Here is a 15,982-nt window from a genome sequence, read left to right on the forward strand (position 1 = left end):
AGCAGATTCAAGGCATTGCGGCGCCCTTTGAGTGCCCAGCGGCGCTGTCGACCGGAATCATCAGCGCATCGAGAACGCAGGCGCCTTTCTCGAACACAACGACCGGATTGACGTCGACGGCCTCGATCAAATGGCCATAACGGCCGGCGAAATCGGACAGCGCCACAATCGTCTCGACCAGCGCTTCCCGGTCGGCTTGCGGCGCGCCGCGATAGCCCTCGAGCAGAGCGCCTAGTCGCGTCCGGTCGATCAGTGCCTCGGCCGACACGCGGTCGACCGGCAGCAGGTCAAAGGCTGCCTCCTTGACCAGTTCGACCAGAACGCCGCCGACGCCGACGACAATTCCGAGGCCGAACGGTTCGTGCCGGATAAGGCCGACCAGCGCTTCCACGCCGCGTCCGGCCATCTCCTGCACCACCACGCCGCGCAATTCCGCATCCGGCGCGTGAGTGCGAGCGCTTCGCATGATCGCCGTGAAGGCTTCGGCCGCTTCGGCTGCACTGCCTATGCCAAGCCGCACGCCACCGGCTTCGGTCTTGTGAGGAATGTCGGGCGACTCGATTTTCATCACGACCGGAAAGCCGATCGCCTCGGCGGCCGCGACTGCCTCTTGCGCGGTAACGGCCAGACGCTCGCGCGTCACTCTCAGGCCGTTCTCGGCCAGCCATTGCTTGGCCTCACGTTCTGTCAATTTTTCGCCAGTCATGAGGCGCTTTGCCCACGGATCGTTTTCGCCGGCCGGTTCGATTGCCGGGGCGTTCGGTGTCGTGGCGCCGGTCGCGTCGAGCACCCGTCGCACGGCACTGAGCGCAGCGCGCGTGCCGTTGAGCACCGGGACGCCGGCAAGCCGCTCCCTGACGGCGGGATGGTGTCCGGACGACAGGTTGCTGATGAAGGCGACCGGAACGGCCGCATCCTTCGCGTAGGCGGCAACGGCATCGGCAATGCCGGTATATTCGGCAGCGCCTGTGGCATCGAGGCCGACAGGCGCGTCCTGCGCGGCGACGATCAGGCCGACGGCGGGATCCTGCGCCAGGGTGTCGAGCACGCTGCGATAGATCCCGCCATCGGCGAAGACCACGCCCGTGGTGTCGACCGGATTCTGCGGCGTCGCGAAAGGCGGCAGCAGGGCCCTCATCTGCGCGATGGTATCTTGCGAAAATTCCGGCAGGTCGATGCCGACCTGTTCGGCGATGTCGGAGACATGGGCGACACCGCCGCCGCTGACGCCGACAACCGCGACGCCCTTGCGCGCGGGCCTCGCCTTCAGCGACAGGCAAAGTGTGGCGGTCTCGACGAACTCGTCCATGTCGGCGACCTCAATCACGCCGGTGCGCCGAAAGAAGGCTTCATAGGCCTCGTTGGCGGCAGCGAGCGAACCGGTATGCGCGGCGGCGGCCTCGGCCCCCTTGCTTGACTTGCCGGCGCGTAGCGCGACCACCTTCTTGCCCGCGGCATGCACTGCCTGCATCGCGGAGGTGAAGGCGGCGGGATCGCGGATGGCCTCCACGACAAGTCCGATGACGTGCGTCGCCTCGTCATCGGCGAGATAGGCGAGATAATCGGGAAGATCGGTCGCAGCGCTATTGCCGCAGGAGACGATGTGGCTCAGGCCGAAGCGCCCGGAATTGGCGAGCGCGATGGCGCTGGCGCCGGAATGCGACAGGATCGCGAGCTGGCCCTTCTTCAGGTTGGGCGACAGCGTCGAGGAATAAAGCGCTGCGCCGCTTTGCAGATTGAACAGGCCGAGGCAGTTCGGTCCGCAGACCGCCATGCCGTATTTTCGCGCGATCCCGACCAGCGCCTGCTGGCGCGCCTTGCCCTCCCCGTCGGTCTCGGCAAAGCCGCTGGCCAGCACGACGGCCGCCTTGACGCCGGCCTTGCCTGCGTCTTCGAGCGCGCCCAGCACGTGAGCCGCGCCGATGCCGATCACCGCCACGTCGGCCGGCGCATCGAGCCGGTCGAGCGACGGGATGGCCGCGATGCCGAACACCGTTTCGGCCTTCGGATGCACAGGGATGATGGCGCCCGAAAATCCGAACGCCATCAAATTGCGCATGACGTAGCTCGACGACGCATCGGCGCGTTCCGTCGCGCCGATGACGGCGACCGAACGCGGCGCCATCAGCGCCCGCATCGCCTCACGCGAAGCGGCAAGGCCGGTCACGGCTCAGTCGAGGCCCTTGAACGGGCCGTCGCGGAAAGCGAGGTATTCCTTGAGGCTCATCTTGGCGAGGTTTGCCATCCATTCGCGGCCCTGCCTGGTCACGTGGAGTGCGGCGATCGCCTCGATATTGTACTGGAAGGACGGCAGCAGCCCGGCCACCATCTGCTGGTTGTTGATCGAGGCCTTGGTGAATTTCAACGCCGGCACCGGCATGCGCGCCAGCTTGCGGGCGAGGTTTTCGGTCTTTTCCTTCAACCGATCGGCCGGCACGATCTTGTTGATCAGATGCATGCGCAGCGCCTCCTCGGCATCGACCAGGTCGCCCGTATACATCAGCCAGCGCACATCGCGGGTGGCAAGCAGCCAGGGCATCATCAGCGCCGGCGGACCGGAATTATGGCGCACCTCGGGCTCGCCGAATTTTGCATTGTCGGCGGCGATCGCCAGGTCGCAGCACATCATCAGCTCCAGCGCACCGGCCAGCGCATAGCCGTTGACGGAGGCAATGACCGGGATCGGCGCCTTCCAGATGTTGAGCAGCGCTTCGGCGTTCTCGCCCATATCCGCGCGCCAGAAATCGATGTCGACGTCGAAATCGCCGCCCTGCAGATCGTAGCCGGAGGAGAAGGCGCGGCCGGCGCCGGTGATCACCAGTGCGTTAACGTCCGGATCGGCAACGGCGGCGGCAAGGGCCTTGCCGATCTCGCGGATCACCGTCTTGTTCATCGCATTGAGCTTGTCGGGACGATTGATGGTGATCGTCGCGAACTTGTCCGTCGCATCCTTCTGGTAAAGGATCGTCTCGTAGGTGGCCTGCGCGCTCATGCGGTTCTCCTGGGATGCTTTCGAAAATCAGAGCCAGCAAGGCGCCGACTGGTCTTTCACCTCTACGCTGCCTCGCGCTTCGATCCCGCATGCGCCACGGCGATGCGGGCGGCGAGTGCTGCGTTGTTGCGGACCAGCGCGATGTTGGCCTTCAGGCTGCGGCCTTGCGAAAGCTCGTTGATGCGAGCGAGCAGGAACGGCGTCAATTCCTTGCGCCCGATGCCGCGTTTGTCGGCTTCCGCCACCGCGGCCGCGATGGTGCCGTCGATGAAGGCGGGATCAAGCGCGTCCGCTTGCGGAATTGGATTGGCAATCAGGATGCCGGTGCCCGAGCCCATCTGCTCGTGCAGCAGCATGGCCTGCGCAATCTCCTCCGGTGTGTCGAGGCGATGATCGGCCTTGAGCCCGCTGGACCTGACATAGAAGGCCGGGAAGTCGTCGCTTTGATAGGCAATCACCGGCACGCGCTGGGTCTCCAGATATTCCAGCGTCTTGGCGATATCGAGGATCGATTTCACGCCGGCGCAGACGACGGTCGTGCCGGTCTGGCCGAGTTCGGTCAGGTCGGCAGAGATGTCGAAGGTGGCTTCGGCGCCGCGATGGACGCCGCCGACGCCGCCGGTGGCGAAAATGCCGATGCCGGCGAGGGCGGCGATCCGCATCGTCGCCGACACCGTAGTTCCGGCCGAGCCGCCGCGCACCATGACGGCGGCGAGGTCGCGCCCGGAGGCCTTGACCACATCCTTCGCCGCCGCCAGCTTTTCCAGCTCAGCGTCGTCGAGCCCGACCTTGATCTTGCCGGCGACCACGGCGATCGTTCCCGGAACGGCGCCGTTCTCGCGCACCACGGCCTCGACACCACGGGCGGTCTCCAGATTTGCGGGATAAGGCATGCCGTGGGTGATGATGGTGGATTCCAGCGCCACCACCGCGCGGCCTTCTCGAAGCGCTGCCGCAACCTCGTCATTCAGGTGGATAAGGGAAGGTTTCATGATCGTCTCGCTTTCAGGCGGGAATGCGGTACATGCCGGCGGTGAGGAAGCGCGGCGACAGATCGGGGTGCACGCTGGATTCGCTTTCGGTGGTCAGCGTGGCGAGCAACGCGCCGGTGCGCGCGGCGTGCGGCACGGAATCTCCGGAAAGCACCTTGTACATGGTGCCGGCGATCATTGCGTCGCCTGCGCCGGTGATGTCGACGGCGCGGGCCGGCACGGAGCGCATGGTCGCCACGCCACTCTCGGTCGCCACCGCAAATCCATGCGCGCCCATGGTCACGATCACTTCGGCGGCCCCTGCCGCGCGCAGTGCCGCTGCCGCCTCCTTCGGCTTCAGCCGCTTGTCGGCATCGGCGATGCCGAGCATCGAATTGGCCTCGTCATGATTGGTGAACAGAAGGTCGATGCCGGTCAGATCCTTCGGCAGGCGCGCCGATTTCGGCGACGACACGGTGTCGACGGCGAGCTTGAAACGCGCGCCCTGCTTGCGTGACATCAGCGCTGCTATCGTGGCTGCCGGCAGGTTGCAGTCGATGAACACCCAGGTCGCCGAAGCAAGATGCGGCCAGAAGCGGTCGAGATAGGACGGCGAGAACAGATCGAAGATCTCCATATCGGCAATGCCGAGCACGAGATCGTTGTTGAGATCGAGGATCGCCGCATATTCGGCCGTCGGCCGTTCCGTGGTGGTGATGACCTGGCTGACATCGGCGCCGAGGTCGCGCAGATGCCGCACCAGCGAGCGGCCGGTTTCGTCGTCGCCGACAATCGAGACGAAGCTGACGTCGACGCCGAGGCGGACAAGGTTCTCGGCGACGTTGCGGGCGACGCCGCCGAAGCTGCGATAGCCGTCGACCGGGTTCGACGTCTCGAAGATCAGATCCTTCTTGGCGTGGTATTTGCGGTCGAGGACCGCGCCGCCGATGCAGATCATGCGCTTGGAGGCCGGCAGGACGTAGCCGCGACCGAGAATGTAGCCCTTGTTGACGAGCTGCATGATGTGGGCCGCAACGGTCGAACGGGCGATGCCGAGCGCGGTGGCTATGTCCTGCTGGCCGGCGAACGGGTTCGCCGCGATGAGATCCAGAACCGCCTGCTCCTGTGCTCCAAGGTCGTCCATCGTCCCCGTCCAATTCGTGGCTGAACATTTTCGATATGGACAACAACAGATGATCTTGTCAACATTCGTTTGTAGCTATAACGTTTCCTTCAACCGGCGTTTCCACCGTCTGTCCCCAAGGCGGAACAAGGCAACAGAAAGGTGATCGCGATCATGCAGACCGCACCTCAGGCCGAAGCAACGGACCAGGGAATTCCCGTCATCGATGTCGGGCCTTTCATCCGCGGCGAGGCCGGCGCCGACGCTGTCGTCAAAGCCATCGAGACCGCCTGCCGGGATACCGGTTTCTTCCTCGTCACCGGCCATGGCGTATCGCCGGAAAGGACGATGCGGCTCTACAATCTGGCGCGCGCCTTCTTCGATCTGCCCGAGGAGTACAAACGCGCCCATGGGCGTGGCACCACACTGACCGGCGGGATGGCCTTCTCGCCAATCGCCGACGAGGCACTGGCCGCCACCAAGGGCATCAAGACGCCCGGCGACTACAAGGAAAGCCTGAATTTCGGCCTGCGCCTCAAGGGCGACGCATGGCCTGACCAGCCCGAGAACATCGAGAGCGCCTTTCGCGATTATTTCCTGGAGATGGAGACGCTGGCGAGGCACCTGCGCCGCATCTTCTGCCAGGCGATCGGCCTCGAGTCCGACTATTTCGAGCCGGCCTTCGAGAACCATCTGTCGGCGCTGCGTGTCATCAACTACCCCGAGCAGGACGTGGACCCCCTGCCCGGCCAGCTTCGCGCCGGCGTTCACAGCGACTACGGCTTCATGACCATCCTGCGTTCTGAGGCTTCGTCCGGCGGCTTGCAGGTGCAGACCCGCGACGGCCGCTGGCTCGATGCGCCGTCGATCGACGGCGCCTATGTCGTCAACATCGCCGACGCCTTCATGCGCTGGAGCAATGACGAATGGGTGTCGACGCCGCATCGCGTCGCCAATCCGCCGCGCAACAAGAAAGGCAGTTCGCGCCGCCAATCGATCCCGTTCTTCGTCAACCCTGCCAAGGAGACGCTGATCTCCTGCCTGGAGCCATTCTGCAAGGACGGCAAGCAGGCCAAGTACGAACCGATCACCTATGGAGACTATATCGAGCTGAAGACCAGACAGGCTTTCGGCCGCTGAACGATGGAAGGCTTCGGCCGTCCCAAAGAACGAATTGATTAAAAGAAATCAACAAGGGGAATTGTGATGACGAAACTGACCAGACGACAGACGCTTGCCGGAATGGGCGCGCTCAGTGCCGCCGGGCTGATCGGAATGCCCGCCATCGCCCAGGAAAAGACGTTGATCGTGCCGACGCTTGGTGGTGTCTGGGAGCAGTTCTGGCGCTCGACCATCGCACCGGCCTTCGAAAAGGCCTCCGGCGCCAAGGTGACGCTCGATGTCGGCAATGGCCGCGTCTTCGGCGCCAATCTGCGCGCCGCCGGCGTCGACAAGCCGCCCTATTCGATCATCATGACCAATGAGGTCTTCGCCTCCGGCCTGCGCAAGGAAGGCTTCTTCGAAAAGCTCGACCTGGCGAAGCTGCCGAACTACAACGACCTTTATCCGCTGGCCAAGATCGCCGACGGTTTCGGCGCCACCGGCGCCATCTCGCCGATCGGCATCGGCTACCGCACCGACCTGGTGAAGACGCCGCCCAAGGCCTGGAAGGATCTTTGGAACAACGAGGAATTCAAGGGCAAGATCGGCCTCTACAATTTCGCCAACAGCGCCGGCAAGATGGAGCTTTTGCTGGCCTCGAAGATCTTCGGCAAGGACCAGTACGATGTCGATGCCGGCTTTGACGCGCTGGCCAAGCTGGGCCAGGTGATCCAGGTCGACTTCAACCTTTCCACGGCCCTGTCGTCGGGCGAGATCGTCGTCGCGCCGTTCGATTTCGGCGAGATCGCGCGGCTGCGCAAGCAGGGCCTGCCGGTCGATTGCGTCGTTCCCGAGGAGGGCATGTTCATGTTCGACCAGACGGTCTCGATCCTGGCCAATGGACCGGAGAAGGAGCTGGCCTATCAGTATGCTGACTTCCTGCTGTCGCCGGAAACCCAGATGCTGATGGCGAAGGAATTCTTCGTTTCGCCGACGAATTCGAAGGTGATCATTCCCGACGACCTCAAGGCCGATGTGCCTGTGTCGGGCGAGGCAATGACCAAGATCCTCACCTGGGACTGGGATTTCGTCAACGAGAAGCAGGGCGAGCTGGCCGAGCGTTGGGCCAAGACGATCCTTTAAGAGACTGTTGGAAATTCTACTCTGGCGGCCATCTGATGGCGTTTTCTGCGCTTCCGGTGCTCACGGACCCAAATGTCCGCTGCGCTCCGGTTCTCGAAATCACCACCATATGACTCGCCAGAGCGAATTTCGAAACAGTCTCTAAGGGCTGATATTGAACTGGGATGACGCGTCTCGATTTCGAGGGGCGCCTCCCGCCAGCCGCGCCGCACCTCCGGTTGCGGTCGATCGCCTGTGAAGTGGAGCATTCATGACCGAGGTTAGCATCGAGCGGCTGACCAAGACCTTCGGCAGCGCCCGCGCGGTCGACGGCATCTCGATCCGCATCGCCGATGGCGAGTTCATTTCGTTGCTCGGTCCGTCGGGCTGCGGCAAGACGACGACGCTGAAGATGATCGCCGGCTTCGAGGAGGCGAGCGAAGGCGCGATCCGCTTCGACGGCAAGGACGTCGTCAACGTGCCGGCCGAAAAGCGCGACATCGGGATGGTGTTCCAGAACTACGCGCTGTTTCCGCATATGACGGTGGACCAGAACCTCGCCTTTGGGCTGGAGATGCGCAAGATCGCCAAGCCCGAAATGCTGAGCCGCATCGCTGAGGTGCTCGACATGGTGCAGCTCCGCGGCTATTCCGACCGCTATCCGAGCCAGCTTTCCGGCGGCCAGCAGCAGCGCGTGGCGCTGGCGCGCGCGCTGGTCATCGAACCGAAGATCCTGCTGCTCGACGAGCCGCTCGCCAATCTCGACGCCAAGCTGCGCGAGGAAATGCGCGTCTTCATCCGCGACCTGCAGCGCCGTGTCGGCATCACCACCGTCTATGTCACGCATGACCAGGCCGAGGCGATGACCATGTCCGACCGGGTGGTGGTGATGTTCGGCGGCCGCATCGCCCAGATCGGCGCGCCGTCGGACATCTATGAGCGCCCCGAAAACCTCGAGGTGGCGCAATTCGTCGGCCAGGTGAACCTAGTCAAGGGCACGATCGCCGGGCCGGCCGGAGCCGGCAAGAACCGCGTCGCGTCGGTCTTTGGCGACGTCGCCGTCGACAGCCGCGCGGACCACGCGCCGGGCGCCGCAGTCACGCTGTCGCTGCGCCCGGAGGCGATCGAACTCAAACCTGCTGGTCTGGGCGGAGCGCAGGGCAAGGTCATGGCGCGCTACTATTCCGGCAGCATCATCGACTATCGCATCGCGCTGGATTCGGGCGAGACGCTGCACGTCCAGACCTTTCCAAACATCAGGATCGCCGAAGGCGACCGTGTCAGCGTGCAGGCGCCAGCGGACGGGTTCTGGCTGCTCGGGGCGGCTCAATGATGCCGGCACGCCGCAAAGGCCTTGGACCGCTGATCCTGATTGCGCCGGCGGCCGTGTTGCTCGGCGTATTCCTGGTCCTGCCCTATCTCAACATCGTGGTTATGAGCTTTCGCATGCCGGGGCAAGGCACGCCTTACGGTGCGGGCTTCACCATCGGCAACTACACGAAATTCTTCGCCGACAGTTTCTACCTGCTCCAGGTCGCCAACACTCTGTGGATCGGCCTCATCACCACCGCCATCTGCCTCGTCGTCGGCTTTCCCGTCGCCTGGCAACTGGCGCGCGGCGCCATGCGTTTTCGTGCGCTGGCCTACGGGCTGGTGCTGTCGCCGCTGCTGGTCGGCATCGTCATCCGCTCCTATGGCTGGACGATACTTCTGGGCAATGCCGGCCTCATCAACCGCACACTGACCGGCATGGGCCTGATCGATCGCCCGCTGCCGCTGATGTACAATGCGCTCGGCATCGTCATTGCGCTGGTGCATGTCTTCCTGCCCTTCATGATCCTGCCGATCATGGCGGCGATCCAGGGGGTCGACCCGTCGCTGGAATCGGCGGCGCGCTCGCTCGGCGCGTCGCGCTTCACCGCCTTTCGCCGCATCGTTCTGCCGCTGTGCACGCCCGGCATCCAGGCTGGCTGCATCCTCGTCTTCGTCTTGTCGCTCAGCGCCTATGTGACGCCGTCGCTGATCGGCGGGCTCAGGGTCAAGACCATGGCCGTCACCGTCGTCGATGCGCTGACCGACACGTTCCAGTGGCCGTGGGGTTCGGCGCTGGCGCTGATGCTGTCGGTCACCGGCGCGCTCTGTGTCGTCATCTTCGCGCGGCTGACGCGCATGAAATGGAAAGTGGCGCGGACATGAAGCGGCCGGTGCTCACGCTCTATTGCCTGCTGGTCTATGCCTTCCTGCTGGCGCCCATTTTGGTCGTCGTCGGCGCCTCCTTCAATGCCGGCAATTTCCTGACGTTCCCGCCGCAGGGCCTGTCGCTGCGCTGGTATGTGACCTTCTTCCACAATGACGTGTTCATGCGCGCGATCCGCACCTCGCTCTGGGTGGCGGCGGTGGCGACCGTCATTTCCGGAACCATCGGCACCATGGCCGCGCTCTACTATGTCCAGCATGCCGGCCGCTGGAAGGAGACGGTGCGCATCGCCATGCTGGCGCCGCTCTTGCTGCCGGAAGTGCTGACGGCGATCGCGCTGCTGTTTTTCGTCTATGCGATCGGCATCGGCACCACGACCATGATCGGCATGGTCGCCGGCCATGTGCTGATCACGCTGCCCTTCGTCTTCATCAATGTCTCGGCCTCGCTGGAAAGCTTCGATTCGTCCTGGGACATGGCGGCGCGCTCGCTGGGCGCCGGCCGCCTGACAAGGTTCCGGCGCATCATGCTGCCGCTGATCAAGCCCGGCGTCATCGGCGGCGCGCTGTTCGCCTTCATCATATCCTTCGACACCTTCACCATCTCGTTCATGCTGAAGGGGATCGGAACGTCGACGCTGCCGATCCAGCTCTTCGACTATCTGCGGACCAATTTCACGCCGGAAGCGGCTGCCGTCTCGACCGTGTCGATCGTGCTGACGCTAGTGGTGGTGATCGTCTCGGAGAAGGTGCTGGGGCTGCGCATCCACCGTTTTTGACGGACCGCGCATCAGCCTGAGCAGCGCTTAGCAGGGCAAATCTCGACAGCGGCACTTGCGGGCGCGTTCGCGCTCTGATTCCTTGATGGTGGGGAGCATGGCCTGATTCGCGAGCTTGCCGCATCGGAGCCCTGACGGTTTCGGAAAAGCATTCGGTTGCTTGCAGCGCCCAGAATTTCAACGGAGGGACGGGCAGTGAACGCCAACAAGAGGCCGGAAATCTCCGAGATGAGGCCGAAGATAACGGTTGTCGGAGTCGGCGGCGGCGGCGGCAACGCCGTCAACAACATGATCGCCGAAGGCCTGCAAGGCGCGGAGTTCATCGTCGCCAACACCGATGCCCAGGCGCTTACCATGTCGAAGGCATCCCGGCTGATCCAACTCGGAGCCCATGTGACGGAAGGCCTGGGCGCCGGTTCACTGCCCGAGGTCGGCCGTGCGGCAGCCGAGGAAACGATCGACGAGATCATGGACCATCTTGCGGGAACGCATATGTGTTTCGTGACCGCGGGCATGGGCGGCGGAACCGGTACCGGTGCCGCACCTGTTATCGCGCACGCCGCGCGGGCAGCGGGGATCCTGACGGTGGCGGTCGTCACCAAGCCTTTTACCTTCGAGGGGAAACGCCGGATGCAATCGGCCGACGAAGGCATCGAACGGCTGCGTGAGAGCGCCGACACGGTGATCGTCATCCCGAACCAGAATCTCTTCCGGGTCGCCGATGCCAAGACGACATTCGCGGACGCCTTCATCATGGCGGACCGCGTCCTCTATGCCGGTGTCGGCTGCATCACCGACCTCATCGTCAAGGAAGGCCTGATCAATCTCGACTTCGCCGACGTGAAATCCGTGATGCGCGACATGGGCCGCGCAATGATGGGCACGGGCGAAGCCTCGGGCGAGGATCGCGCCAGGAAAGCGGCCGAAGCGGCAATCGCCAACCCGCTCCTCGACGAGGCCTCCATGGCCGGGGCCAAGGGTGTTCTTGTCTCGATATCGGGTGGCGTCGACATGACGCTGTTCGAGGTCGATGAAGCGGCTACCCGTATACGAGAAGAGGTCGACACCGACGCCGATATCATTGTCGGCGCCATTTTCGACAAGGCGCTGGAGGGAAAATTCAGGGTCTCGGTCGTCGCGACGGGCTTGCGCCAGGGGGTGGAAGTGTTTCAGCCGGGGCGGATGACCGCCTGAGCGTTTGAGTTGGCAATACGGCCTTTACGCGAGGCTACGAGAACCCACCGGCTTTCGGCACCGAGGTGCACACCACTGTCCGCCACCTGTACGCATGGCTGGGAGCACCCTTACGAAAACTGGTCCGGCGGCGGGCTGTGCAGCCCCGGTACGATCGCCCACACCGGTTTTACCGGCACCGGGTTGTGGATCGACTTCGACAAGGGCAAGGCATGGACCTTGCTCACCAACCGGATTCATCCGACACGTCATTTCAATAGCGGAATCGCGGAGCTTCGCCAGACGGTTGGCGATCTCGTCAACGGAAGTTAGGGACTCGACCATGGAACCAATCTGGGCCGTCGGCCTGATGACCGGCACGGTGCTTGACGGCAATATCGACGTCGCGCTGATCCGGACCGATGGCGAGCGGATCGCGGATTTCGGTACTTACACATTGGCGCCCTACCCTCAGACGATCCGCACCTTGCTGGAGGAAACGCTGCGCCAGGCGCGGGTGTGGAACTTCACCGGGCCAGAACCGGCGATCTTCCGCGAGGCAGAAGAGGCGCTGACGCGCGCGCAGTCCGCGGCGGTCAAGAACCTCGTCGAAAGCTACGGCCTGACGATGGCCAATATTGGCGTTGTCGGCTTCCATGGCCAGACCGTGCTGCATCGCGCGCCGCAGGCCGGCCGGCTCGGCGAGACCCGCCAGCTCGGCGACGGCGAATTGATGCACGCCATCCTGGGCACCAAGGTCGCCTATGATTTCCGCTCGGCCGACATGCGCGCCGGCGGGCAAGGCGCGCCACTGGCGGCCGCCTACCACACCGCGCTCTTGCGCGCGGCGGACGCCAGCGGCGACATGGCGGTGCTCAATCTCGGCGGCGTCGCCAACATCACCTGGTGGGATGGCAAGGACAATGTCATCGCCTTCGACACCGGGCCGGCCAATGCGCCGCTCAACGACTTCATCAAGGCGAAAGGGCTGGGCGACATGGACCGTGACGGCGCGCTGGCAAGCTCCGGCACCGTGGACGAGGCGCGGCTGGCCAAGCTGCTGCAACATCCTTACCTGACCAAGCCGTATCCGAAATCACTCGACCGGTTCGACTTTGGCGCGGCGATGGCTGACGGCCTCAGCGCAAAGGACGGTGCGGCGACGCTGACGGCCTTCACCGCCGCCGCCGTCGGCAAGGCGCTCGACCTGCTGCCGCATCGGCCCAAGAAGCTGGTCGTCAGCGGCGGCGGCCGGCATAACCGGACGATGATGGCGATGCTTGCCAGCCGCGCCGGCGTCGAAGCCGTGCAGGCCGAGACGCTCGGCTGGAAAGGCGACGCGGTGGAGGCGGAATGCTTTGCTTTCCTGGCGGTGCGCGTGCTGCGCGGCCTGCCGATCAGCTTCCCCAGCACGACCGGCGTGCCGCAGCCGATGCGCGGCGGACGCCTTGCCTGCTGATCAAGCGGCTGACAGCGTCTTGTGCAGGAAGATGCGGCTGCGGCCGACGGGAAAATCAGGCAGCGTGCCGAAGGGCCGATAGCCTTGGCGCTCATAGGCTTTCGCCGCCTTGGGATTGAACGTGTCGATCAGGGCGCCGTGACAGCCGCGCGCGACCGCTTCCCGCTCGGCAGCCTCCAGCATGTTGCCCGCCATGTGCTGGCCACGCAGCCTTTCGTCGACCCAGAGCCACTGCACATAAAGCCAGCCCCAGGCGGTGTAGCCCGAAATGCCGGCGACGACCTTGCCCGCTTCGTCGCGGACGAAGACGGCGAGCGCCTTTCGCCGGGAAGCGCCGACATCGCTGTCGTTGAAGGCAGTCAGCCGTTCGCCCAGAAAGGCGAGTTCTTCCGGAGAAGGGTCGGCGGTGGTCTCAAGAATCGTCTTCATCGCATGTCCAGATCGGAGCGGGACACTCCGTTTAGCGAAGGACAGGACGGGGACGCAAGCTTGCCGGCGAGCGGCAGCAGGGCAATCGCTTCAGCTTGGTGCTGCCCCTCATCTGCCTGCCGGCATCTTTGTAACTTGTTCTGTGCCGAGTCTGCTATGAAAGCAGGTGCGGCGGCGGACGAGAGACCGGAGCATCTTTGGGCGATCGAGCCCGTGGGAGAGCAAGGGTCTTCGTCCGCCGTTCCATCGAACCCGAACAGTCGCCTGGGCCGCAAGCGAAGCCCGATTAGGCAAGGATGGGACAGGATGGAAATCATTGTTGGCATCGACGTTTCCAAGGACCGGCTCGACGTGCATGTTTTGCCGTCCGGGGAAGCATTTTGGGTGAGCAACGACCACGCCGGGGTGGAGGATCTGATCGAGCGGCTCGTAGGCCTTTCGCCGTCCATTGTCGGCTTGGAGGCGACAGGAGGCTTCGAGAGACTGGCCGTTGCCACCTTGGCGGGCGCTGGCCTGGCGGTTGTCGTGGTCAATCCGGCGCAGGTGCGAGCCTACGCCAACGCACTCGGCAAGCGGGCCAAGACCGACCCGATTGACGCTGCTGTCATCGCGGCCTTCGTCGCCGCGACCAAGCCGCAATTGCGGCCGTTGCGCGATACCGAAACCGAGGCCCTGGCTGAGCTCGTCGCCCGCCGGCGTCAGATCGTGCAGATGATGGTTGCCGAGGAAAACCGTGCCCGCACCACCACGGCAAAGCAGGCGCAAAAGAGCATTCAGCGGCTGCTCGTCGCGCTCAGGCGCGAACTGGCAAGCCTCGACGCCGACATGGACGATCATATCCGCAAGTCTCCAGTCTGGCGGGTCAACGAAAAGTTGCTTTCCTCCGTCCCGGGTGTCGGTCCCATCGTCGCCCGTAGCCTGATTGCTGAGATGCCGGAACTGGGCAGCCTTGACCGCCGCCAGATCGCTGCGCTCGCCGGCCTTGCGCCATGGACGAGGCAGTCCGGCAAATGGCGTGGCAAAAGCTTCATCGGTGGCGGCAGGAGCCGCGTGCGCGCCGTCCTCTTCATGGCTGCCCTCGTCGCCATCAGACACAACCCCGTCCTCAAGGCCTTCCGCGACCGCCTTGTCGCAGCCGGAAAGCCAAAGATCGTCGCAGTCGTCGCCACAATGCGAAAACTCCTCACTATCCTCAACGCTATCGTGCGGGACCAAAAACCACGGCAAACCGCTTGACTGCCAAGACAGTCGCTCTCCCCGTATAGTGACGGGGAGAGGGACGCTCTCATCGACGGTTTCGCCAATCACCAGAGTTGCGGAAAGGATGCCAAGGTTGCGGCCAGCCTCTTTCTCCCCGTCACTATACGGGGAGAAATGCCCGGCAGGGCAATGAGGGGCAGCGCCGACTTCGACAATTGGCAGGTCGCCCTGCGAATCGCCGCAAGCTTCCACGCTATCTGGAACGTGGCGAACGCCATGCTGCCGCTGAGGCCGCGACCAGCATCAGCAACGCCGCTGCTATCGCGCAGGCGGCAAAACCAAGGCCGGTGTAAAGCGGTCCGAAGCCGGTCGTGCCGACAAAGACCGCTAGATAGGTCACCGAACTGTTCAGGCCCATGATGGTGCCGCGACGCGACGGGTCGAGCGCGGTAAGGCGCATCACCAGCACGTTCAGCCCGAAGTGGTTGGCAAGGCCCCAGATGGCCACCATCGCCAGGGTCGGGCCGAAGCTGCCGCTGACCGCGGCCATCGCGACATAGACGAGCGCGACCAGCAGATAGGCGAAGGGCATGACGCGCCGTGCGCCGAGGCGATCGATGACGCCATCGAGAAGCGCCGCCATGCCGAAACCAACGCCATAGGCAAGTGCGGCCCACCCATTGGCGCTGACGGGCTCGCCCAGGCCTTGATGAAGATGATCGCCGAGATAGCCATAGACGCCATAGAAGGCGGTCATGAAGGCGCCACAGGCGACCAGAAGCGGCACGATGCCGGGCACGGCCAAGGCGCCGAGCGGCGTCGGCGCCGGGCCGCTCTTTCTGGCATCGCTGAGCGAGGTCAAAGTCAGGCCGGCCACGGCAAGGGCCGCGAGCAGCGCGACAGCGGCGAAAACGGCGCGCCAATGCACCATATCGGCAAGCACGGCCGACAGGGAGACGCCGGCGACCATGGAGAGCGTCCAGCCGGTCAGCACGACGCCGATCGTGCCGCTTTCGCGGCCGGGCGGCGCGATCGCCGCGGAGCTGGCGTAGATGGCCGGCATGGCGACACCGGCAGCGATGCCGGCGACGGACTGGGCGGCGACAAGGGCGATCACCGTCGGCGCCAGCGCGCTGGCGACAAGCGCTATCGCCAGCAGCAGCAACGCGCCCTGAAGCATGCGGCGCGCACCGACCCGGTCGATATAGCGCGCCAGGAACAGGGCGCTTGCCGAGGTGCCGAGGCCGAAGGCGGCGGAGGCGATCATGACGGCCGGCACGCTTGCTCCAAATGACGTCGCCACCGCCGGAGCGATCGGACCGAGGACCAGCGAGTTCGAGCCGATGACGGCGATGCAGCCGGTCAGGAGATAGGCCAGCGCCGGAATGGGCGGTCTTGCTGCCAATGTTGCGGCTTGATCACTGTTCGACATATGCC

Annotated in this window: 14 protein-coding genes and 1 pseudogene; 9 read left to right on the forward strand and 6 right to left on the reverse strand. The window is 64.4% G+C overall.

All coding sequences use genetic code 11. The features are described 5' to 3' along the window. Positions 1-7: 7 nt before the first annotated feature. The 4 genes from AC0L2H_RS29745 to AC0L2H_RS29760 all read right to left on the reverse strand — a co-directional run bounded on the left by AC0L2H_RS29745 (position 8) and on the right by AC0L2H_RS29760 (position 5,107). Positions 8-2,167, reverse strand: coding sequence for an acetate--CoA ligase family protein (locus AC0L2H_RS29745; RefSeq protein WP_473593397.1), 2,160 nt, complete (start codon positions 2,165-2,167; stop codon positions 8-10). A gap of 3 nt (positions 2,168-2,170) precedes the next feature. Further along, the gene (locus AC0L2H_RS29750; protein WP_473593398.1) at positions 2,171-2,992 is read right to left on the reverse strand and encodes an enoyl-CoA hydratase/isomerase family protein; all 822 of its coding nucleotides are present in this window, start codon (positions 2,990-2,992) and stop codon (positions 2,171-2,173) included. A 62-nt stretch (positions 2,993-3,054) separates the two neighbouring features. Further along, positions 3,055-3,984 carry a pseudouridine-5'-phosphate glycosidase gene (locus tag AC0L2H_RS29755; protein WP_473593399.1) on the reverse strand — a complete coding sequence of 310 codons (930 nt, stop codon included), beginning with the start codon at positions 3,982-3,984 and terminating at the stop codon, positions 3,055-3,057. A gap of 13 nt (positions 3,985-3,997) precedes the next feature. Beyond that, positions 3,998-5,107 carry a carbohydrate kinase gene (locus AC0L2H_RS29760; RefSeq protein ID WP_473593400.1) on the reverse strand — a complete coding sequence of 370 codons (1,110 nt, stop codon included), beginning with the start codon at positions 5,105-5,107 and terminating at the stop codon, positions 3,998-4,000. 153 nt (positions 5,108-5,260) lie between these two features. Here AC0L2H_RS29760 and AC0L2H_RS29765 point away from each other — a divergent pair, with 153 nt between their 5' ends. The 8 genes and pseudogenes from AC0L2H_RS29765 (at position 5,261) to AC0L2H_RS29800 (ending at position 12,916) form a co-directional block, all read left to right on the forward strand. Continuing rightward, positions 5,261-6,226: an isopenicillin N synthase family dioxygenase gene (locus AC0L2H_RS29765; RefSeq protein ID WP_473593401.1), complete on the forward strand. Its 966-nt coding sequence runs from the start codon at positions 5,261-5,263 to the stop codon at positions 6,224-6,226. Positions 6,227-6,292: 66 nt separating this feature from the next. Further along, positions 6,293-7,330 (forward strand): ABC transporter substrate-binding protein, encoded by a 1,038-nt coding sequence (locus AC0L2H_RS29770; RefSeq protein WP_006329990.1) that lies wholly within the window; start codon positions 6,293-6,295, stop codon positions 7,328-7,330. A gap of 250 nt (positions 7,331-7,580) precedes the next feature. Next, positions 7,581-8,642, forward strand: a complete 1,062-nt coding sequence (locus AC0L2H_RS29775; protein ID WP_473593402.1) for an ABC transporter ATP-binding protein — start codon at positions 7,581-7,583, stop codon at positions 8,640-8,642. Then, on the forward strand, positions 8,639-9,505 hold the full coding sequence (locus AC0L2H_RS29780; RefSeq protein ID WP_473593403.1) for an ABC transporter permease: 867 nt from the start codon (positions 8,639-8,641) through the stop codon (positions 9,503-9,505). Before AC0L2H_RS29775 ends, AC0L2H_RS29780 begins: the two co-directional genes overlap by 4 nt. Then, entirely contained in the window at positions 9,484-10,284 is an 801-nt protein-coding gene (locus tag AC0L2H_RS29785) for an ABC transporter permease (protein ID WP_473593404.1), read from the forward strand. Before AC0L2H_RS29780 ends, AC0L2H_RS29785 begins: the two co-directional genes overlap by 22 nt. 195 nt (positions 10,285-10,479) lie before the next feature. Beyond that, on the forward strand, positions 10,480-11,478 hold the full coding sequence (gene ftsZ / locus AC0L2H_RS29790; protein ID WP_473593405.1) for a cell division protein FtsZ: 999 nt from the start codon (positions 10,480-10,482) through the stop codon (positions 11,476-11,478). 69 nt (positions 11,479-11,547) lie between these two features. Then, a pseudogene (locus AC0L2H_RS29795) lies at positions 11,548-11,790 on the forward strand (esterase); the annotation flags it as partial. Positions 11,791-11,800: 10 nt separating this feature from the next. Next, positions 11,801-12,916 carry an anhydro-N-acetylmuramic acid kinase gene (locus AC0L2H_RS29800; RefSeq protein ID WP_473593406.1) on the forward strand — a complete coding sequence of 372 codons (1,116 nt, stop codon included), beginning with the start codon at positions 11,801-11,803 and terminating at the stop codon, positions 12,914-12,916. Here the strand turns inward: AC0L2H_RS29800 and AC0L2H_RS29805 are convergent, their stop codons facing one another. Then, a complete protein-coding gene (locus tag AC0L2H_RS29805; RefSeq protein ID WP_473593407.1) occupies positions 12,917-13,345 on the reverse strand; it encodes a GNAT family N-acetyltransferase in 429 nt (142 codons plus the stop codon). It abuts the gene before it with no gap. A 306-nt stretch (positions 13,346-13,651) separates the two neighbouring features. Here AC0L2H_RS29805 and AC0L2H_RS29810 point away from each other — a divergent pair, with 306 nt between their 5' ends. Further along, positions 13,652-14,581, forward strand: coding sequence for an IS110 family RNA-guided transposase (locus AC0L2H_RS29810; RefSeq protein ID WP_473593434.1), 930 nt, complete (start codon positions 13,652-13,654; stop codon positions 14,579-14,581). 217 nt (positions 14,582-14,798) lie between these two features. Here AC0L2H_RS29810 and AC0L2H_RS29815 read toward each other — a convergent pair whose 3' ends face one another. After that, a complete protein-coding gene (locus AC0L2H_RS29815; protein WP_473593408.1) occupies positions 14,799-15,977 on the reverse strand; it encodes an MFS transporter in 1,179 nt (392 codons plus the stop codon). Between the last annotated feature and the right edge of the window lie 5 nt (positions 15,978-15,982).

Source organism: Mesorhizobium sp. WSM4871 (assembly GCF_055811295.1).

What these genes read in the sequence shown, in the direction of transcription:
- AC0L2H_RS29750 (WP_473593398.1), bottom strand. Translation starts at nt 2,992, where the DNA reads ATGAGCGCGCAGGCCACCTACGAGACGATCCTTTACCAGAAGGATGCG.
- AC0L2H_RS29755 (WP_473593399.1), bottom strand. Translation starts at nt 3,984, where the DNA reads ATGAAACCTTCCCTTATCCACCTGAATGACGAGGTTGCGGCAGCGCTT.
- AC0L2H_RS29760 (WP_473593400.1), bottom strand. Translation starts at nt 5,107, where the DNA reads ATGGACGACCTTGGAGCACAGGAGCAGGCGGTTCTGGATCTCATCGCG.
- AC0L2H_RS29765 (WP_473593401.1), top strand. Translation starts at nt 5,261, where the DNA reads ATGCAGACCGCACCTCAGGCCGAAGCAACGGACCAGGGAATTCCCGTC.
- AC0L2H_RS29770 (WP_006329990.1), top strand. Translation starts at nt 6,293, where the DNA reads ATGACGAAACTGACCAGACGACAGACGCTTGCCGGAATGGGCGCGCTC.
- AC0L2H_RS29775 (WP_473593402.1), top strand. Translation starts at nt 7,581, where the DNA reads ATGACCGAGGTTAGCATCGAGCGGCTGACCAAGACCTTCGGCAGCGCC.
- AC0L2H_RS29780 (WP_473593403.1), top strand. Translation starts at nt 8,639, where the DNA reads ATGATGCCGGCACGCCGCAAAGGCCTTGGACCGCTGATCCTGATTGCG.
- AC0L2H_RS29785 (WP_473593404.1), top strand. Translation starts at nt 9,484, where the DNA reads ATGGAAAGTGGCGCGGACATGAAGCGGCCGGTGCTCACGCTCTATTGC.
- AC0L2H_RS29800 (WP_473593406.1), top strand. Translation starts at nt 11,801, where the DNA reads ATGGAACCAATCTGGGCCGTCGGCCTGATGACCGGCACGGTGCTTGAC.
- AC0L2H_RS29805 (WP_473593407.1), bottom strand. Translation starts at nt 13,345, where the DNA reads ATGAAGACGATTCTTGAGACCACCGCCGACCCTTCTCCGGAAGAACTC.
- AC0L2H_RS29810 (WP_473593434.1), top strand. Translation starts at nt 13,652, where the DNA reads ATGGAAATCATTGTTGGCATCGACGTTTCCAAGGACCGGCTCGACGTG.
- AC0L2H_RS29815 (WP_473593408.1), bottom strand. Translation starts at nt 15,977, where the DNA reads ATGTCGAACAGTGATCAAGCCGCAACATTGGCAGCAAGACCGCCCATT.